This window comes from Streptomyces aureocirculatus, from assembly GCF_000720475.1.
In the GTDB taxonomy this organism is placed as follows: Bacteria; Actinomycetota; Actinomycetes; order Streptomycetales; family Streptomycetaceae; genus Streptomyces; species Streptomyces aureocirculatus.
The window spans coordinates 48997-66992 of record NZ_JOAP01000028.1 but is presented as its reverse complement, the minus strand read 5'-3'; the positions used below and the strand labels follow the sequence as shown (position 1 = coordinate 66992).

The 17996-nt window shown below is 70.7% G+C and carries 12 protein-coding genes and 1 pseudogene; 3 read left to right on the top strand and 10 right to left on the bottom strand.

Going from position 1 to position 17996, the window contains the following annotated elements:
- Positions 1 to 54 precede the first annotated feature (54 nt).
- From IG78_RS0124960 to IG78_RS0124950, 3 genes are all read right to left on the bottom strand, one after another.
- The gene (locus IG78_RS0124960) at positions 55 to 294 is read right to left on the bottom strand and encodes an RNA-binding protein (protein WP_030361979.1); all 240 of its coding nucleotides are present in this window, start codon (positions 292 to 294) and stop codon (positions 55 to 57) included.
- A gap of 2 nt (positions 295 to 296) precedes the next feature.
- Positions 297 to 731 carry a 30S ribosomal protein S16 gene (rpsP, locus tag IG78_RS0124955; protein ID WP_030566940.1) on the bottom strand — a complete coding sequence of 145 codons (435 nt, stop codon included), beginning with the start codon at positions 729 to 731 and terminating at the stop codon, positions 297 to 299.
- 255 nt (positions 732 to 986) lie between these two features.
- Positions 987 to 1589 (bottom strand): hypothetical protein, encoded by a 603-nt coding sequence (locus IG78_RS0124950; RefSeq protein ID WP_030566938.1) that lies wholly within the window; start codon positions 1587 to 1589, stop codon positions 987 to 989.
- A gap of 612 nt (positions 1590 to 2201) precedes the next feature.
- On the opposite strand from IG78_RS0124950, the gene IG78_RS0124945 reads away from it, so the two are divergent.
- Entirely contained in the window at positions 2202 to 3062 is an 861-nt protein-coding gene (locus tag IG78_RS0124945; protein WP_051852945.1) for a class I SAM-dependent methyltransferase, read from the top strand.
- A 22-nt stretch (positions 3063 to 3084) separates the two neighbouring features.
- Here IG78_RS0124945 and ftsH read toward each other — a convergent pair whose 3' ends face one another.
- The 6 genes from ftsH to nsdA all read right to left on the bottom strand — a co-directional run bounded on the left by ftsH (position 3085) and on the right by nsdA (position 13377).
- Positions 3085 to 5016 (bottom strand): ATP-dependent zinc metalloprotease FtsH, encoded by a 1932-nt coding sequence (gene ftsH / locus IG78_RS0124940; RefSeq protein ID WP_030566934.1) that lies wholly within the window; start codon positions 5014 to 5016, stop codon positions 3085 to 3087.
- A 340-nt stretch (positions 5017 to 5356) separates the two neighbouring features.
- A complete protein-coding gene (gene ffh, locus IG78_RS0124935; RefSeq protein ID WP_030566931.1) occupies positions 5357 to 6919 on the bottom strand; it encodes a signal recognition particle protein in 1563 nt (520 codons plus the stop codon).
- Between the two features lie 512 nt (positions 6920 to 7431).
- Complete coding sequence (locus IG78_RS0124930) at positions 7432 to 9975, bottom strand: [protein-PII] uridylyltransferase (RefSeq protein ID WP_030566929.1); 2544 nt, start codon at positions 9973 to 9975, stop codon at positions 7432 to 7434.
- Positions 9965 to 10303: a P-II family nitrogen regulator gene (locus IG78_RS0124925; protein ID WP_005311372.1), complete on the bottom strand. Its 339-nt coding sequence runs from the start codon at positions 10301 to 10303 to the stop codon at positions 9965 to 9967. Before IG78_RS0124925 ends, IG78_RS0124930 begins: the two co-directional genes overlap by 11 nt.
- Positions 10300 to 11664 (bottom strand): ammonium transporter, encoded by a 1365-nt coding sequence (locus tag IG78_RS0124920; protein ID WP_030566926.1) that lies wholly within the window; start codon positions 11662 to 11664, stop codon positions 10300 to 10302. Before IG78_RS0124920 ends, IG78_RS0124925 begins: the two co-directional genes overlap by 4 nt.
- A 234-nt stretch (positions 11665 to 11898) precedes the next feature.
- Positions 11899 to 13377: a transcriptional repressor NsdA gene (gene nsdA, locus IG78_RS0124915; RefSeq protein ID WP_030566923.1), complete on the bottom strand. Its 1479-nt coding sequence runs from the start codon at positions 13375 to 13377 to the stop codon at positions 11899 to 11901.
- A gap of 904 nt (positions 13378 to 14281) precedes the next feature.
- Between nsdA and IG78_RS0124910 the strand changes: the two are divergent.
- Positions 14282 to 14917, top strand: a pseudogene (locus IG78_RS0124910) (bifunctional DNA primase/polymerase); the annotation flags it as partial.
- A 96-nt stretch (positions 14918 to 15013) separates the two neighbouring features.
- Here IG78_RS0124910 and ftsY read toward each other — a convergent pair.
- Positions 15014 to 16243 (bottom strand): signal recognition particle-docking protein FtsY, encoded by a 1230-nt coding sequence (gene ftsY, locus IG78_RS0124905; protein ID WP_030566920.1) that lies wholly within the window; start codon positions 16241 to 16243, stop codon positions 15014 to 15016.
- A 227-nt stretch (positions 16244 to 16470) separates the two neighbouring features.
- Between ftsY and IG78_RS0124900 the strand changes: the two genes are divergently transcribed.
- Positions 16471 to 17931, top strand: coding sequence for a purine-cytosine permease family protein (locus tag IG78_RS0124900; protein ID WP_030566918.1), 1461 nt, complete (start codon positions 16471 to 16473; stop codon positions 17929 to 17931).
- Positions 17932 to 17996 lie beyond the last annotated feature (65 nt).

Genomic DNA, 17996 nt, shown 5'->3' with positions numbered 1-17996 from the left:
GGGCCGGGGACGGCCCTGGAGCCCTCCCCGGCCCGAGCCGGTGCTACGTGTGGTTCAGTGAACCTGGTCGACGTCGACGAGGTCGACGCGGACACCGCGGCCGCCGATGGCGCCCACGACCGTGCGCAGCGCGCGTGCGGTGCGGCCGTTGCGGCCGATCACCTTGCCGAGGTCGTCCGGGTGGACCCGGACTTCCAGGACGCGGCCACGGCGCAGGTTGCGCGAGGCGACCTGCACGTCGTCGGGGTTGTCGACGATGCCCTTCACGAGGTGCTCGAGAGCCTCCTCGAGCATGCTCAGGCCTCGGTCGACTCGGCCGCGGACTCGGCCGGGGCCTCGTCCTTCTTGTCGGCCTTCTTCTTCTGCGTGATGGCTTCGCCCTTGGGCCCGCCCTCGGCGTCCTTGGCCACGGCCTCGAAGAGGGCGCGGTGGTCGGCCTTCGGCTCGGGCTGCAGCAGCGGCGCCGGGGCCGGGAGGCCCTTGTGCTTCTGCCAGTCACCGGTGAGCTTCAGGATCGCGAGGACCGGCTCGGTCGGCTGGGCGCCGACGGACAGCCAGTACTGCGCGCGCTCCGAGTTGACCTCGATGCGCGACGGGTTCTGCACCGGGTGGTACAGGCCGATCTCCTCGATGGCCCGGCCGTCACGGCGGGTACGGGAGTCGGCGACGACGATGCGGTAGTGAGGCGAACGGATCTTGCCCAGACGCTTCAGCTTGATCTTGACTGCCACGGAAGTGGTGTCTCCTGGTCTTGACGTGGTTGGGCACAACGGGATGCCGCGTGGGGTTGCGGTACTCGAGATGCCCGATGGACGCGTCAGCCGGAGGAGAGAGGGGTCCTGTGCGACTGTCGAGTACAGCTAGCCATTGTGCCATACGCCCACCCGTCCCCACCGCCGCCCTCGACCGAGACCCTCCGGGCCACTGCTCCCGGAGAGCGGCCGGATTCCGGACGGCCGCACCGGCTCACCGCGGGTGGACCCGGCTCACCCCGCTCCCACGGCCACGCCGACCACCTCCGGGATCCTGAAGGGCTTGCCGCAGCCGCCGCACATGATGGGCGCCTGGGCGAGCACCGACGGCACGACGCGGACATTGCGCCCGCAGTCGCAGACCGCCTTCACGCGCACGCCGCCGCCGGACGAGCCGTGCCGGGCGGCCGGTCCGCGGAAGGTGCGTGAGGTGTCCGTCGTGGTGGCTGCCGTGTGCGCCTTCAGGGCACGCTGCAGCCGCTCCATGGTCGGGCGATAGCGCTTTTTCGCTTCGGGGTTGAGGGTGACCAGGGAGAAACCGCTGCTCGGGTGCGGCTCCTCCGGGTGGTCGAGGCCCAGCTCCTCCGCGATCGAGAGGAATCTGCGGTTGTGATAGCGGCCTGCGCGTGAAGTGTCGCGTACGCCGCGGGCGGCGGCGATGCCGTGGACTGCTTCGTGAAGCAGTCGCTCGAAGGAGAGCTCGGCGCCACAGGCGGACGACGATTCTCCGATCAGGGATTCGGGCGCGGCTAGGTCCGGCAGCTCGGAGTGGTGCCGCTGAATGTCGGCCCACGCCTGTGCCAGCTCTGCGGCGAGAACAGGTGGTGTCGTGCTCACGTCGTGACAACGAGCCGAGGTGCCTCCGGGTTCCATTCCGGGGCATCTCAAATAATTTGCACTTACCCGTCAGTTGCCATTGATGCGTCCGGACGAGGGCGGGTGCGCTGATCTGCGGAGAAGCCTCGCAGCTCACAACAAGCCGGTACGTAGTGACGCGTACGCAAAAGGCCGCGCTTCAGGATCATGCGCTTGTCCGGCGTACGGTCCAACTCCGCGCGCCGGGGGGCGTGTTGCGAAGAACCACCGGTCATCACCCCCACGCCTGCGCCCCGGTCCGGAACCCCGGCTCTCGGTACGCCCGTGCCACGACGCTCAGTACGCGCGTGCCACGACGGCGACGTTACCGGGTGCGTCTCCGGCGTGCGGCACCGCCCCGCCGCGCCCGCGGCGAACGTGGCGCGCATGGTGCGTCCGTGTCGTCAGAAGGGGCGGAAATTCACGCTGCCGGGGGGCGCACGACGGTGGCACGCAAGCATTGCCCCACAACCCCTGGACGCCACGACGGAAGCGGAGTTCCCTGGCATACGGGGGGAGCGTGAACGCACGTCGCGGGGGCGGACGAACCGCAGGAATCGGCACGACAACTCTTGGCGGATTGGGGCGCTTTCGATGACACCAACGCTCGTGCACTCGCACCTCCCGCGCGCGGGCGCCCGCCCCCGTGTGGACCGGTGCGCACGCGCGCGTGACTGGGCGGAGATCCAGGAGAGGATGCTGGTCCCGCTCTACGAGGCGGTGTACGCACGGCTCGACGTGGGCGGCGGCACCCGGCTCCTCGGCCTGGGCTGCGGCTCCGGGCTCGCCCTGCTGATGGCCGCGTCGCGCGGTGCCTCGGTGACCGGCGTGGAACCCTCGGCGCCCGAGCGCCTGGCGCTCGCCCGCGGGCGTCTCACGTCGGACGCGTCCGCCGGGGCGCGGCCACGGGGGGACACACGGCTCGTGGAGGGCACTCCCGGGGACGCCGCCGCGCCGGACAGCCCGAAATACACCTTGGTGACCGCGTTCCAGCCGATCGGCTGTGTGGCCGGTGACTCCGAGGGCCTTTCCGTGCTCCTGGAGAGCGCGGCACCGCTCGCCGAACGGGGTGCGCCGGTGGTCCTGGCCGGCTGGGGCCCGCCGGAGCGCTGCACCACCTCGTCCGTGCTCCGGGTGGCCGCCAAGCTCGCCGACCCGCTGCGCTCCACCCGCAGTTGGCGTACGGCGTGCCGGGACGACCTGGAGGAGGTCGCTCAGTACGCGGGCCTCAAACCGGACGGCTCGGGCCGGGTGGCGTGTCCCTTCGGGTACGCGGACATGGACAGCGCGGTCCGGGGCTTGCTGTCCACCGGGCTTTTCGACGCGGCGGTGGGCGCGACGGACCAGGTGCAGGTCGACAAGGAGCTGACCGAGGCGCTGCATCCGCATCAGCGCCGCGACGGCACGGTGTGGATGCCGAACGTCTTCCGCTACCTGATCGCACGCGTTCCGTAGCCCCCCCCCACGAGGCGCGGCCTCAGGTCTCCTTGCCTAGGCGGGGGATCCCGGCCACGCGGTAGGCCTCGGCCTCCTCCAGCGTCTCGCTCCGCAGGAGGGCGGCGGCCAGGGCGTCCAGGCGCTCACGGTGGTCGCGCAGTTGACGGCAGGCGCTCTCGTAGCACTCGTCCACGATGCGGCGCATCTCGCCGTCGATGGTGTCGAGGGTCCCTGGTGCGGCGGCGAGACCGTAGGCCTGCTGGGCGTCGTTCGGCAGGGCGGAGAGACGGCCGACGCGCTCGCTCATGCCCCAGCGTGCGACCATCCCGCGGGCGATGTTGGTGACCTGTTCCAGGTCGTTCTCGGCGCCGGTGGTGATGACTCCGTAGACGACGTGTTCGGCCGCCATGCCGCCGAGTGCGCCGATGATGCGGCCGCGCAGATACTCCTCGGTGTACGCGTACTTGTCGGCGTCCGGCGTCGACAGGGTGACGCCGAGGGCGCGTCCGCGCGGGACGATGGTGATCTTGCGGACGGGGTCGGCGCCGGGCTGCAACATGCCGAGCAGCGCGTGCCCGCTTTCGTGGTACGCGGTGCGGCGGCGCTCCTCGTCGGGCATCACCAGCGGCCGCTCGGCACCGAGCTGCACCTTTTCGAGGGCTTCGGAGAGGTCGGACTGCGTCACCGGGCGCTGTTTGCGCTTCACGGCGAGCAGGGCGGCTTCGTTGGCGAGGTTGGCGAGGTCGGCTCCGGTCATGCCGGGGGTGGTGCGGGCGACCTGGGCCAGGTCGACGCCGTCGGCGAGCGGAATGGTCCGGGTATGGATCTTGAGAATGGCCTCGCGGCCGCCCCGGTCCGGCGGGGACACATTGACCACCCGGTCGAAGCGGCCCGGCCGGGTCAGAGCGGGGTCGAGGATGTCGGCGCGGTTGGTGGCGGCGATGACGATGACACCTTCGGAGCCGGAGAAACCATCCATCTCGGTGAGAATCTGGTTGAGCGTCTGCTCGCGCTCGTCATGCCCGCCCATGCCGCTGCCGCCGCCGCGGGCCCGCCCGATGGTGTCGATCTCGTCGATGAAGATGATGGACGGCGCGACCTTGCGGGCCTCGGCGAACAGCTCACGTACCCGCGAAGCGCCCACGCCCACGATCATCTCGATGAACTCCGAGGCGGAAGCCGAGAAGAACGGCACCCCGGCCTCACCGGCGACGGCCCGCGCGAGCAGCGTCTTCCCGGTCCCGGGCGGTCCGGCGAGCAGCACACCGCCGGGCATCCGCGCCCCCATGGCCCGGTAGTCGTCAGGATTCTTCAAGAAATCAACAACGTCGTTCAACTCCCCCTCGACCTCGTCGATACCGGCGACGTCCGCGAAGGTCGTCCGCTTCTTGCCTGGTTCGAGCTCGACGGGTTTCGGCGGCTGCTTGCGCCCGAGCATGCCGCCCGCACCACCCATGCGCGAGGCCATGCGCCGAGCGATAAAGATCCACAGGACCACCAACAACAGCATCGGCGCCAACGAGATCAACAGATTGGAGAGAAAACTGCGCTCCTGCACCACCGGCTCGGCGGTGACCGTGACGTCGTGCTCGGTCAGGTCACTCCACAGCTTGTCGTCGGCGAACTCGGGCCGCTGGGTGGTGAATTTGGTGTAAGAGTCACCGCCGTCGGGCTCCTTCCGTTCCTCCTTCAACTGCCCCTGAATGGAGTCGCCCTTGGAGTAGATCTTCGAGACGTTCCCGGAGTCGACCTGTTTACTGAATTCCGTGTACGAGATGGTCGGCTCGTCGCCGTCACCGAAGAACGAGAGCACGAGGTTGGCGACGAGATAGACGACCAGAGCGGCAAGAACGAGCCCGCCCCAGCCCCCCGGCGGCCTGCGCCTTGACGGCGGCGTGGGAGCGGGCTCCGGAGCGCCCTCGGAGCGCCACGGCTGCTCGGGCTTCTGACGCGGCGGCACGGGGTTGCTCATATCCGGACGCTACGACACAAAAAGCCCAGCGGCACGCGGTAAGCCCCCACGCACCACCCCAGCCCTACGCCCCCTCGGCAGCCCGCACACACGACAACCCACACACGACAACCCACACATGGCGCGCCCGCACACAAGGCAACCCCAACCACACCCAAGACAAGCCCAACCACACCCAAGACAAACGCAGCAACACACAAGACAAACGGATGGGTGCCACACACGAGACAAGTCCAGGCACACAAACACCTGGGGCGCCCCGCCGAACGGCAGGACGCCCCAAAGGCGATGGCAGGACACCAGAGGCGCCGGACGGACGGACGCGACGCCCGAGCCGCACTCAGCCCATGAACTTCTTGAACTCGTCCGGCAGCTCGAAGTCCTTACCGGCCTGCCCGGGCGGCAGCCCGAACGCACCGCCCGCGGCGGCTTCCTCGGTGGCGGCGCGCCGCGCGGCGGCCTCCTCCTCCTGCTGCTTGCGCTTCATCGGGTTGCCGGAGCGCTGCTTGCCCTTGGCCTGCTTCTGCTTCTTCTTCTGCTTGCCGGGGCCGCCACCCATGCCCGGCATCCCGGGCATACCCGGCATCCCGCCGCCCTGGGCCATGCGGGACATCATCTTGCGGGCCTCGAAGAACCGCTCGACCAGGTTCTTCACGGCGCTGACCTCGACGCCGGAGCCCTTGGCGATACGAGCCCGCCGCGAGCCGTTGATGAGGGTCGGCTCCTGGCGCTCGGCCGGGGTCATGGACTTGATGATGGCGGCAGTCCTGTCGACATCCCGCTCATCGAGATTGTTGATCTGGTCCTTGATCTGCCCCATGCCGGGCAGCATCCCGAGCAGCTTGCTGATGCTGCCCATCTTCCTGACCTGCTCCATCTGGGCCAGGAAGTCATCGAGCGTGAAGTCCTTCCCGCCCTTGCTGCTCGCCAGCTTGGAGGCCATCTTCTCGGCCTCTTGCTGCGAGAAGGTCTGCTCGGCCTTCTCGATGAGCGTGAGCATGTCGCCCATGCCGAGGATGCGGGACGCCATGCGGTCCGGGTGGAACGCGTCGAAGTCGTCCAGCTTCTCGCCGTTGGAGGCGAACATGATCTGGCGCCCGGTGACGTGGGCGATCGAGAGGGCGGCACCGCCGCGGGCGTCGCCGTCGAGCTTCGAGAGGACGACGCCGTCGAAGCCGACGCCGTCGCGGAAGGCCTCCGCCGTGTTCACGGCGTCCTGACCGATCATCGCGTCGACGACGAACAGGACCTCGTCCGGGCTGACGGCGTCGCGGATGTCCGCGGCCTGCCGCATCAGCTCCTGGTCGATGCCGAGGCGGCCCGCGGTGTCGACGATGACGACGTCGTACTGCTTGGTCCGCGCGAACTCGATCGAGTCCTTGGCGACCTGGACCGGGTCACCGACGCCGTTGCCAGGCTGCGGGGCGTAGACGCCGACGCCCGCGCGCTCGGCGACGACCGACAACTGGTTCACGGCGTTCGGACGCTGCAGGTCACAGGCGACGAGCAGCGGGGAGTGGCCCTGGCTCTTCAGCCAGCGGCCGAGCTTGCCGGCCAGCGTGGTCTTACCGGCGCCCTGGAGGCCGGCCAGCATGATGACCGTCGGCGGGTTCTTGGCGAACCTCAGCCGTCGCGTCTCGCCGCCCAGAATGCCAATGAGCTCCTCATTGACGATCTTGATGACCTGCTGGGCGGGGTTGAGGGCCGCGGAGACCTCGGCGCCGGTCGCGCGCTCCTTGATCTGCTTGATGAAGGCGCGGACCACCGGGAGGGCGACGTCTGCTTCCAGCAGGGCGATGCGGATCTCGCGCGCCGTGGCGTCGATGTCCGCCTCGCTCAGGCGACCCTTGCCGCGGAGGTTCTTGAATGTCGCTGCGAGGCGATCGGAAAGAGTGTCGAACACGGCGGTCGCGAATCCTCGGGATCGGGGGCGGGCGGACGGGTCGCCCTCCAGGGTATCTGCCTCCCCCGCCCGGGGACCCCCTCCGCCCCCGGTTCACCCTGACCGCCCGCACTCTCTGCCCCATCCGGCCACGCGCGGCACGGGGCCGCAGCAGCGTGCCCCCTCTACCCACATGACGGCTGCCGTCGCCATGGGCTACACCCCTCCGCCCACAGAACGGGCACCCGGCACATGGGCTGTGCCCACCCTCCCCCAAGCTCTCGGCTCCGCTCGAGCAGGGAGGTACCCCCCTCGCCCCTGGCGGACCAGTTGCGAGCGCAGCGTGCCAAGCAACACACTTACGGCGCGATGAAACCAGGCAGTGTCCACTACGCGAGCACGGCCATACCGCCACGACCCCGCCACCCCCACAGACGGAAAGGCGAAAACCGTCAGCGCAGGCGGCGCCACGACCCGCCACCCCCACAACCGGAAAGGCGAAAACGACCGTCAGCACAGCCGGCGGCCAGCCCTCACCGCCGCAGAGCCACCTCCACAGCCCGAGCCACCTCCGCAGCCCGCTCCCCCGCCAACGGCCCCCCGTCCACCCCTGTCACGTAGAAGGCGTCCACCGCATTGGCCCCCCACGTAGACACATGCGCACTGCGCACCCACACCCCGGCCGCCTCCAACGCCCGCCCGATCCGATGCAGCAGCCCCGGCGCATCCTGGGCCCGCACCTCGATCACCGTCGCCCGCCGCGACCCCACCGAGGCCACGGCCACCCGAGCGGGCGGCGCCACGGCCCCGCGCCGCCGCGGATAGGCGGCATCCCGCTCGGCGAGCCGCGCGGCGATGTCCAGCGACCCGTCCAGAGCACGGACAAGATCGGCCCGCAGCCGTGAGGCCTCCGGCAGCGACCCGTACTCCGCGGCGACCCGCCACTGCAGCATCAGCACAGCCCCGGCCACCCCCTCCGGCAACTCGACGACCCGCAGCTCGGCGGTCCGCACGGTCAGCCGATGCACGGCAAGCACCCCGGCGACGGCGGGCAACACCCCACCCTGCTCAGGCACGGCAACGAGCAACTCCACACCCAGCACCTCAGCGGAGGAGGCCCCACCACCGGAAGCCCCGCCACCGGAGACCCCGTCACCGGAAGCCCCACCACCGGAGACCCCGTCATCGCCCTCGGCCCGCAGAGCCACCACAGGCCCCCCGGTCCGCAGCGCCTCCACGGCAAGCCGCTCCTGCTCCGCACCCCCAGCGGCCACACCCGTCCCGTAAAGCTCGTCGGAGGCAGAGCCCCCGGCCAGCACACCCCCCACCCGCTTCACCAGATCGGCGACCAGCGCCCCCCGCCAGGACGACCAGGCAGCGGGCCCGGTGGCCAGCGCGTCCGCCTCGGTGAGGGCGTGCAGCAGCTCAAGCGTGCCGACCGAGCCCACGGCCTCGGCGACGGACCGCACGGTGGCGGGATCGTCGAGGTCACGCCGGGTGGCGGTCTCGACCAGCAACAAGTGATGGCGTACGAGACAGGCGATGACGCCGACGTCCGTACGGTCGAACCCGATCCGCCCGGCCACGTCGCGGGCGATGACTTCTCCGGCGACGGAGTGATCCCCGGGCCACCCCTTGCCGATGTCGTGCAGCAGGGCGGCGACGAGGAGGAGGTCGGGCCGCCCGACGCGCCGGGTCAGCGCGGCGGCGCGCACCGCGGTCTCGACGAGGTGCCGGTCGACGGTCCAGGTGTGGACGGCGTTGCGCTGGGGCCGGCACCGCACCCGCTCCCAGTCGGGCAGCAGTTGGGTGATGAGGCCTTCGGCCTCCAGGGCCTCCCAGACGAAGACGGTCGGCGGCCCGGCCCCGAGCAGCGTCACGAGCTGCTCACGGGCCTCGGCGGGCCACGGGGTGGGCAGCGGCCGCACGGCGGCGGCCATCCGCCGTACGGCGTGCAGGGACAGGGGAAGCCCGGCCTGCGCGGCGGCGGCCGCGGCACGCAGGGGCAGCACGGGATCGCGCTCGGGCCGCGCGGCCCGGGCGAGGACGACCTCACCGTCCTGCTCGACGACCCCCTCGGCGAGGGGCGACCGCTCGACGGCGCCCCCTCTACCGCCACCGCCGAGCAGCCCCCGCAACCGCGGCCGAGCCCGCCGCGCCCGCAGCACCCGCCCGACCTCGCGCCAGGTCACATCACTGGCGTACGAGACGGTGCGCGCCGCCTCGTACACCTGCCGGAGCAGGGCGTCGGCGTCGAGCAGGCCGAGTTCGGCGGCGACCTGGTCCTGTTCCTGGAGGGCGAGGCGGTCGGTGGCGCGCCCGGTCGTGAGGTGCAGCGCGTCGCGTACGTCGAGCAGGGCGCGGCGGGCGTCGGCGAGGCCCTCGCGGGGTGCGTCGGCGAGCCAGGACGCGGCGACGGCGCGCAGCGCGGTGGTGTCGCGGAGGCCGCCCCTGGCCTCCTTCAGGTCGGGTTCGAGGAGGTGGCTCAGTTCTCCCTGCCGCGCGGCCCGCTCGTCGCACAGTTCGCGCAGTTCGGGCAGCCGTTTGGGGGCCTGGTTGCGCCAGTCGGCGAGGACGGTGGTGCGCAGGGCGGCGGTGAGCCCGAGGTCACCGGCGATGTGCCGGGCGTCGAGGAGACCGAGCTGGACCTTGAGATCGTCGGCCGCGGTCTTCCGGGCCTCGCCGGGGGTGCGTACGGAGTGGTCGAGCGTGAGGCCGAGGTCCCAGACGGGGTACCAGACGCGGTCGGCGAGGGCGGCGATGACGTCGGCTCCGGCGGAGCCGTCGTGCAACAGCAGCAGATCGAGATCGCTACGGGGCGAGAGCTCACCGCGCCCATACCCACCCACAGCAACAAGAGAAACCCCCCGAAGCCCACCGGCACCGGTACTCGCACCAGCACCAGCACCAGCACCAGCACCAGCACCAGCACCAGCACCAGCACCAGCACCAAAGAGCCCCCCGAGCCACCCATCCGTCAACTCGGCGAGAGCCGAACGCCGCGGCGCCCCGGACCGCGCCTCCTCCTGGAGGAGGCGCAGCCGGGCCGCCGCGTAGCCGCTGGGACTACAGAGCATCCGGCCCCCGCTCACCGGTACGCACCCGCACCGCCGTGTCGACGGGAACGCTCCACACCTTCCCGTCGCCGATCTTGCCGGTGCGGGCCGCCTTGACGATGACGTCGACGAGCTGTTCGGCGTCGTCGTCCTCGACGAGGACCTCGATGCGGATCTTCGGTACGAGGTCGACGGTGTACTCGGCGCCGCGGTAGACCTCGGTGTGCCCGCGCTGCCGCCCGTAGCCGCTGGCTTCGGTGACGGTCAGGCCCTGGACCCCGAAGGCCTGGAGGGCTTCTTTGATCTCGTCGAGCCGGTGCGGCTTGACGACAGCGGTGATGAGCTTCATGCGTCCACCTTCTTGTTCTTCGGCGCCACCGACGAGGCGTCCTTGACCGGTCCTGGCACGGCGGGTGCGGTGCGCGGAAGGGTGCCACCGCCCGCACCACTGAAGTCGTACGCGGTCTCGGCGTGCTGGAACTGATCGATGCCGCCGACCTCCTCGTCCTCGTCGACCCGCATCCCGATGGTCTTGTCGATCAGGAGGGCGAGGACGGCGGAGGCGACGAAGGAGTACGCGAGGACGGCGCCGACACCGGCGGCCTGCTTGCCGAGCTGCTCCAGGCCGCCGCCGTAGAAGAGGCCCTGTGCCGTGGACTGGCCGCCGCCGGTGGCGAAGAGGCCGACGAGGAGGGAGCCGACGATGCCGCCGACGAGGTGGACACCCACCACGTCCAGGGAGTCGTCGTAGCCGAACCTGAACTTCAGGCCGACGGCCATGGCGCACAGCAGTCCGGCGACAGCACCGATGGCGATCGCGCCGAGGGGCGAGCAGGAGCCGCCGGACGGGGTGACGGCGACGAGTCCCGCGACCGCGCCGGAGGCGGCGCCGAGGGTGGTGCAGGCGCCGTGCCGGAACTTCTCGTACGCGAGCCAGGCGAGCATCGCGGCGGCGGTGGCGATCTGGGTGTTGAGGAACATCAGCGCGCCGACGCCGTCGTCGTTGCCGAGCCAGGATCCGGCGTTGAACCCGAACCAGCCGAACCACAGCAGTCCGACGCCGAGCATCACCAGGGGCAGGCTGTGCGGGCGCATCGGGTCCTTCTTGAAGCCGACGCGCTTGCCGATCACGAGGATCACGCCGAGGGCGGCGGCTCCGGCGTTGATGTGCACGGCGGTGCCGCCGGCGAAGTCGATGACGCCGAGTTCGAAGGCCCAGCCGCCGGTGCCCCACACCCAGTGGGCGACGGGGAAGTACACGATCGTCGCCCACAGCGCGACGAACAGCGCCCAGGCGGTGAACTTCACGCGGTCCGCGAGGGCGCCGCTGATCAGCGCGGGGGTGATGACGGCGAACATGAGCTGGAACACGGCGAAGACGTAGACCGGGATGGTGTACCCGTCCCACAACTGGTTGATGCCGATGCCGCCGAGGCCGACGTAGTCGCCCTCCCAGCCGATGAGGCTGCCGTGGTCGGTGCCGAAGGCGACGGAGAAGCCGTAGAGCACCCACAGGATGGTGACGATCCCGAGGCTGATGAAGCTCATCATCAGCATGTTCAGGGTGCTCTTGACGCGGACCATGCCTCCGTAGAAGAAGGCGAGACCCGGCGTCATGAGCATCACCAGGGCGGAGCAGATCAACATGAACCCGGTGTTGGCGGCAGACAGCTCCGGGGCGTCTGCGGCAAGCGTGATGCCTGGGGGCATCGGCGTCTCCTCGTCGTCGGATACGGCCCGTGCGGCTCGATGCCTCTGCGGTGCGAGGACGGTGGGCCGGTTATGCGGCACGACATTGGCGGAGCGCGGTTTCGGCCAGTGCCGCTCGATGTTTCGCCGCAGTGACGAAGGAGTCGTACGTGTTACGCGCCGATGAACGAGGTGTCATACGGGTGGTGGCGCGTACCGGGGGGAGAGAGACGGCCGGCGGAGGGGGCCGAAACCTCAGCCGGCCTCCGCGGTTTCCGGCATGTCGACGGCGAGCCTGTCGGTGAGCTGGACCACTTCCGGCACGTCCCCGAAGTCCCGCAGGGCGTTGGCGACGGTCTTGCGCAGTCGGGTGTTGACCCGCTCGGAGCGCACCTTCTTGGCGATGTCCAGGGCCTCGCCCGCGAGCAGCGCGCTCTGCTCGGGCTCCTGCTGGAGGAGGTGGACGGTGGCCATGCCGATCAGGTTCAGTGCGTACGACCGCTGGTGCTCGGGGTCGTTGCCGAAGAGTGTGACGGCGCGGTCCATGACGGGCTCGGCCAGGGAGGCGTACGTGGGGCTGCGGCCCGCCACATAGGCCAGGTCGCGGAAGGAGTGGGCGTTCTCGCCGTTGAGTTCCGCCTCGGAGAAGAAGCGGATCCAGTCGGGCTCGGGCTCGTCCCAGTCGTCCGCGTCGGCGAAGGTCTCCTCGGCCATGCGGACGGCGCGTTTGCAGCGGCCCGGCTGGCCCATTCCGGCGTAGGCGCGGGCCTCCATCGCATACAGCATCGACTGGGTGCGGGGGCTCGCGCAGTCGCGGCTGCCGTACTGCGCGAGGTGGATCAGCTCCAGGGCGTCGTCGGGCCGGCCGAGGTGGATCATCTGACGGCTCATGCTGGACAGGACGTACGACCCGAGGGGCTTCTCACCGGCTTCCTTGGCGGCGTGCAGGGCCAGGACGAAGTACTTCTGGGCGGTGGGTTGCAGCCCCACGTCATAGCTCATCCAGCCGGCCAGTTCGGCCAGCTCGCCCGCGACCCGGAACAGGCGCTTGGCGGTGGCTTCGGGCTGGGGTTCCTGGAGCAGGTCGGTCACCTCGTGCAACTGGCCGACGACGGCCTTGCGGCGCAGCCCGCCGCCGCACTGGGCGTCCCACTGGCGGAACATCACCGTCGTGGACTCCAGGAGGTCCAGCTCCGGTTTGGAGAGGCGGCCCGGGCGGCGCGGCGCGAGCTGCGCCTCGGGCTCACTCACGACGGGGGCGGAGTGGCCGGGCACGAGCCAGCGCTGCATGGGCTCGATGAGGGCGGGGCCCGCGGACAGGGCGAGCGAGGTGCCGAGGAAGCCGCGCCGCGCCAGCATCAGGTCGCTGCGGCTGAACTCGCTGATGAGCGCGACCGTCTGGGGGCCCGTCCAGGGCAGGTCGACGCCGGACACCGAAGGCGACTGGTGGGCGGCGCGCAGGCCGAGGTCCTCGACGGCGACGACGCAGCCGAAGCGCTCGGAGAACAGCTCGGAGAGGATGCGCGGGATCGGCTCGCGGGGGTTCTCGCCGTCGAGCCAGCGGCGGACGCGGGAGGTGTCCGTGGAGATGTGGTGCGCGCCCAACTGGCGCGCTCTGCGGTTCACCTGCCGTGCCAGCTCGCCCTTCGACCAGCCGCTGCGCACGAACCAGGAACCGAGCATCTCATTGGGGCGTTTCTCGGCGTTCGCACCGCTACCGCTACTGCCGCCCACTGGAACGCCCCCATCCCTCAAGCCACTTGTCCGCGGTCCACGTCAAGCCCTAACAGAATGCCGTGCGTTGCGGCGGCCCGTCATGTGAATGTCACCCTTCGAACGGGATACCGACTTGCCTCCGGCATACCCACGGGTGCGTCAATCCCCGGGCCGTGTACTCAACGTAATCCTACGATCACCCTTCCGGCGAGGGCCGATGCGGAAACGCCACCATTCGCCACCCCTTCGAATGAACTCCCGGCCCGCCGCACACGATTGACTTGACACTCCACAACCGAAAGTGGGCGGAGCGGAGCACGCAGGGGCGCGGACCACGGAGTGCACCACCCGTAAAGCCTCCAGACGCCGGTACGGGCCGACGACCATGGACGGCGCATGGCGGCGAATGTCGGCGAGAGTCGAGTTGAACCGGCTTGAACCGGCTTGAGATGTGCACAACGCACTTCAGAGCGGAGAGTCACGGTCCGAATCCCTTACGTAACCATCGCAGAATCGACCCGTTGGAGGGGGCATGGGCTTCACGATCGGCGGCATCCGGGGGACCAAAGAGCCCCGGTCCGGTGTCCGGGGGACGAAGGAGACAGACGCGGCGCCGCGTGCGCCGCGCGGCGCACGGGACCCGCGAGGCGCACGGGGTCTACCGGACCCTCGGGAGCAGAAGGTCCCGAGGGTCACCGAGGAGCCGAGGGCCACCGAGAAGTCCACGGGGTCGACGGAGTCCGCGGAGTCCAGGGAGTCCACGGAGCCGGGAGCCGTCGAGAAACCCGCGGAGCCGAGGGCCGCCGAAGCGTCCACGGAGCCCGGAGCCGTCGAGAAACCCGCGGGACCGAGGGCCGCCGAAGAGGCCGCAGAGCCGAAGCCCGCCGAGGCGGCCAAGGACGCCAAGGACGCCAAGGAGGCGAGGGAATCGCGCTCGGCGTCCTGGCGCCGCTGCCGTGCGGGCACCCCGGAGTGCACGGCCGTCGCCGAGTACACCGGCCTGTGGGGCTGGGCCGCGGTGCCCGGCGCACGCGCCCAGGACGGCCGCTGCTCCTGCGGCAGGGCGGACTGCACGGCCCCCGGCGCCCACCCCCTCGACTTCGCCCCCGAGATCCCGGCCGGCGCCACGCTCGACGAGGTGTCCGCCGCCTGGGCACAGTTCCCCGGCGCGGCGGTGCTGCTGCCGGTCGGCCGTGCCTTCGACGTCCTGGAGGTGGCCGAGACCGCGGGGCGCCGCGCGCTGGTGCGCCTGGAACGCATGGGCGTGCCGCTCGGCCCGGTGGCCGCGACGCCGGACGGCCGCACGCATTTCTTCGTCGCCCCCGGCGCCGCCGCCGAACTCCCCCAGTTGCTCTACCGCATGGGCTGGGACGACGCCGCCCTCGACCTGCACGGTCTGGGCCCCGGCAGCCACATCACGGCACCGCCCTCCGACCGCGGCGGCCTCGGCCCGGTCCGCTGGCTGCGCTCCCCCGACCCGGCCTCCGCCTCGGGCCCGCCGCCCGCCCGCCTCCTCCTCGGCACCCTGGCCTACGTCGCCCACCGCTCACCCGCGTGAGGGATCACCCGCCCGCACCGCTCACACGGAAGGGCCCCGCTCCCAGTCGCACCCTGGGGCGGGGCCCTTCTCCCGTGCCGAGGCGCGGGCCGCGGCTCAGTCGCCGAGCAGCGCGTCCACGAACGCCTCCGGCTCGAACGGCGCCAGATCGTCCGCGCCCTCGCCGAGGCCGACGAGCTTGACCGGCACACCGAGCTCGCGCTGGACCGCGACCACGATGCCGCCCTTGGCGGTGCCGTCGAGCTTGGTGAGGACGATGCCGGTGATGTCGACCACCTCGGCGAAGACGCGGGCCTGCACGAGGCCGTTCTGGCCGGTGGTGGCGTCGAGGACGAGCAGGACCTCGTCGAGCGGCGCGTGCTTCTCCACGACGCGCTTGACCTTGCCGAGCTCGTCCATGAGGCCGGTCTTGGTGTGCAGTCGGCCCGCGGTGTCGATGAGGACGACGTCGGCGCCCTCGGCGATGCCCTCCTTGACGGCGTCGAAGGCGATCGACGCCGGGTCGCCGCCCTCGGGCCCGCGGACCGTGCGGGCGCCGACGCGCTCGCCCCAGGTCTGCAACTGGTCGGCGGCGGCCGCGCGGAAGGTGTCGGCGGCGCCGAGGACGACCGAGCGGCCGTCGGCCACCAGGACCCGGGCGAGCTTGCCGGTGGTGGTGGTCTTGCCGGTGCCGTTCACGCCGACGACCATCACGATGCCGGGGGTCTCCAGGCCGGACTCGGTCTTCACGACGCGATCGAAGTCCGTGCCGACGAGCGCGAGGAGTTCCTCGCGCAGCAGGGCGCGCAGTTCCTCGGGGGTGCGCGTGCCGAGCACCCGCACACGCTCGCGCAGCCGCTCGACCAGTTCCTGGGTGGGGGCGACCCCGACGTCGGCGGTCAGGAGCGTGTCCTCGATCTCCTCCCAGGTGTCCTCGTCCAGGTGCTCGCGCGAGAGGAGGGTGAGCAGGCCCTGACCGAGCGCGTTCTGGGAGCGCGAGAGCCGGGCGCGCAGGCGCACCAGGCGGCCCGCGGTGGGCTCGGGGGTCTCGATCTCGGGGGCCGGGGGCGCCGCGGGCGGCTCCTCGACGACGGGCGCGGACGCCGACGGCTCGGCGACCGGCAGATCGACTTCGTCGATCGTGCGGCGCGGCTCGTCGCGTGGCGTCTCGGCCTCGTCGCCGACGTGCGGTTCGGCCGGCGGGGCGGTGATGGTGGGCGTGACAGCAGGGACAGAGGGGGCCTTCGTACCGGGCAGCCGCTTCTTCTTGCGACTGCCGACGACAAGCCCGCCGATCGCACCGACCACGACCACGGCGATGACTACAGCAAGGATGACGATTTCCATAACCCACCCAGTATCAGTCATGGGCCCTTCCGGCAGCTCTCTTGTACTTTCCTCCAAAGGACATAGGCCACTAGCCGCCATTACTCGGACTAAAGTACGATGGAAGAGGCTGCGTCAACGCGCGTAGAGTCCCCTCTGATTCATCAGCCGTTCCATCGGGCTGATCTCCCCCACCGGCCGGCGACGACGTCGACGCAAGCCGAGCGAGAGGCACGGAACCACCCCTCATGAGCACCACCGCCGAAACCGCCGCACACGAAGGCGCCCTGGAGACCCGCGGTCTTGAACCCGTGCCGGACTCCGAGCGCCACGGCAAGACCCGTGAGCTGTTCCCCACCTGGGTGGCCGCCAACATCAGCGTTCTGCTCCTGACCATGGGCGCCGGCCTCATCGTCTCGAACGAGCTGAACTTCTGGCAGGTCCTGGTCGTCGCCCTCGTGTCCCCCGTGCTGAGCTACGGCCTGGTGGGCCTCGTCTCGATCGCGGGCAAGCGCGGCGGCTCGCCCGGCATGACCCTCTCGCGCGCGGTCTTCGGCCAGCGCGGCAACCTCTTCCCCGGCGCGCTGATCTGGGTCGCCCGCTGGGGCTGGGAGACGATCAACGCGGTCACGGGCGCGTACGCGATCCTCACCGTCCTCGACATCTGCTTCGGGGTGAAGGCGAACACCGCCCTGAAGGTCGTCACGCTTCTCGCCTTCGTCGCCGCCACGTTCCTCATCTCGGGTCTCGGCCGCAAGGTGCTGCACGTGTGCAGCACGTGGTCGACGTATCTCTTCGGCGCGTTCAGCGTCCTGGTGCTCGTATATCTGCTCACGGACACCGACTGGTCCAAGGTCTTCGACCAGCCCGCGGGCTCCACGGCGATGATGATCGCGGGCATCGGGACGATCGCCGCGGGCGGCATAAGCTGGGTGCCCACCGGCCCGGACTTCACCCGCTACCTGCCGCGCACGGCGCCGAACAAGCCGCTGGTCGGCCACGCCGTCGGCGGTGCCGCGATCGTCGTGGTCCCCATGGTCCTGATGGGCGCCGTCATGGCCGTCTCCACGCCGAGCCTGTCCTCCGCCCAGGACCCGGTCGCCTTCCTCGGCGACCTGCTGCCGACCTGGATCGCCGTGCCGTATCTGATCATGGCGCTGATCGGCATGCTCCTGATCAACTCCATGTCGATGTACTCGGCGGGCTTCACCGCGATGACCCTCGGCATCAAGGTCCCGCGCGCGTGGGCGGTCAGCGTGAACGCGATCATCAGCCTGATCTTCGGCTATCTCCTGATGAACGTGGCGACCAGCTTCATGGGCTCGTTCATCTCCTTCCTGACCCTGCTCGCCGTCGCCTTCTCCGCCTGGATCGGCGTCTTCGGCATCGACATGCTGCGCCGCAAGACCTATGACGGCGAAGGCCTGATGGACACGGGGCGCACCAGCGTCTACTGGTACAAGGCGGGCTTCGCCTGGCAGGCCATGACGGCCTGGGCGGTGGCGCTCGTCGTGGGCCTGCTGTTCACGAAGGTCGACTGGTTCACCGGCCCGCTCGCCTCGTCCTGGATCGGGCGCAACGGCCTCGGCTGGCTCGTCACCATCGTGGTGGCGGCGGTGCTGTACGCGGTCCTGCCGCGGCAGCCGCTCGTCGAGACCTCGGCGGTCGCCCCGGCCGCCCGGCCGGACGCCACGCCCACCAAGGTCTGAGCCCGAGTCCCCCTGCGGCCCTGGCTATCTGACGCTTCGTCAGTTAACGTCCCCCTCCACCGTCC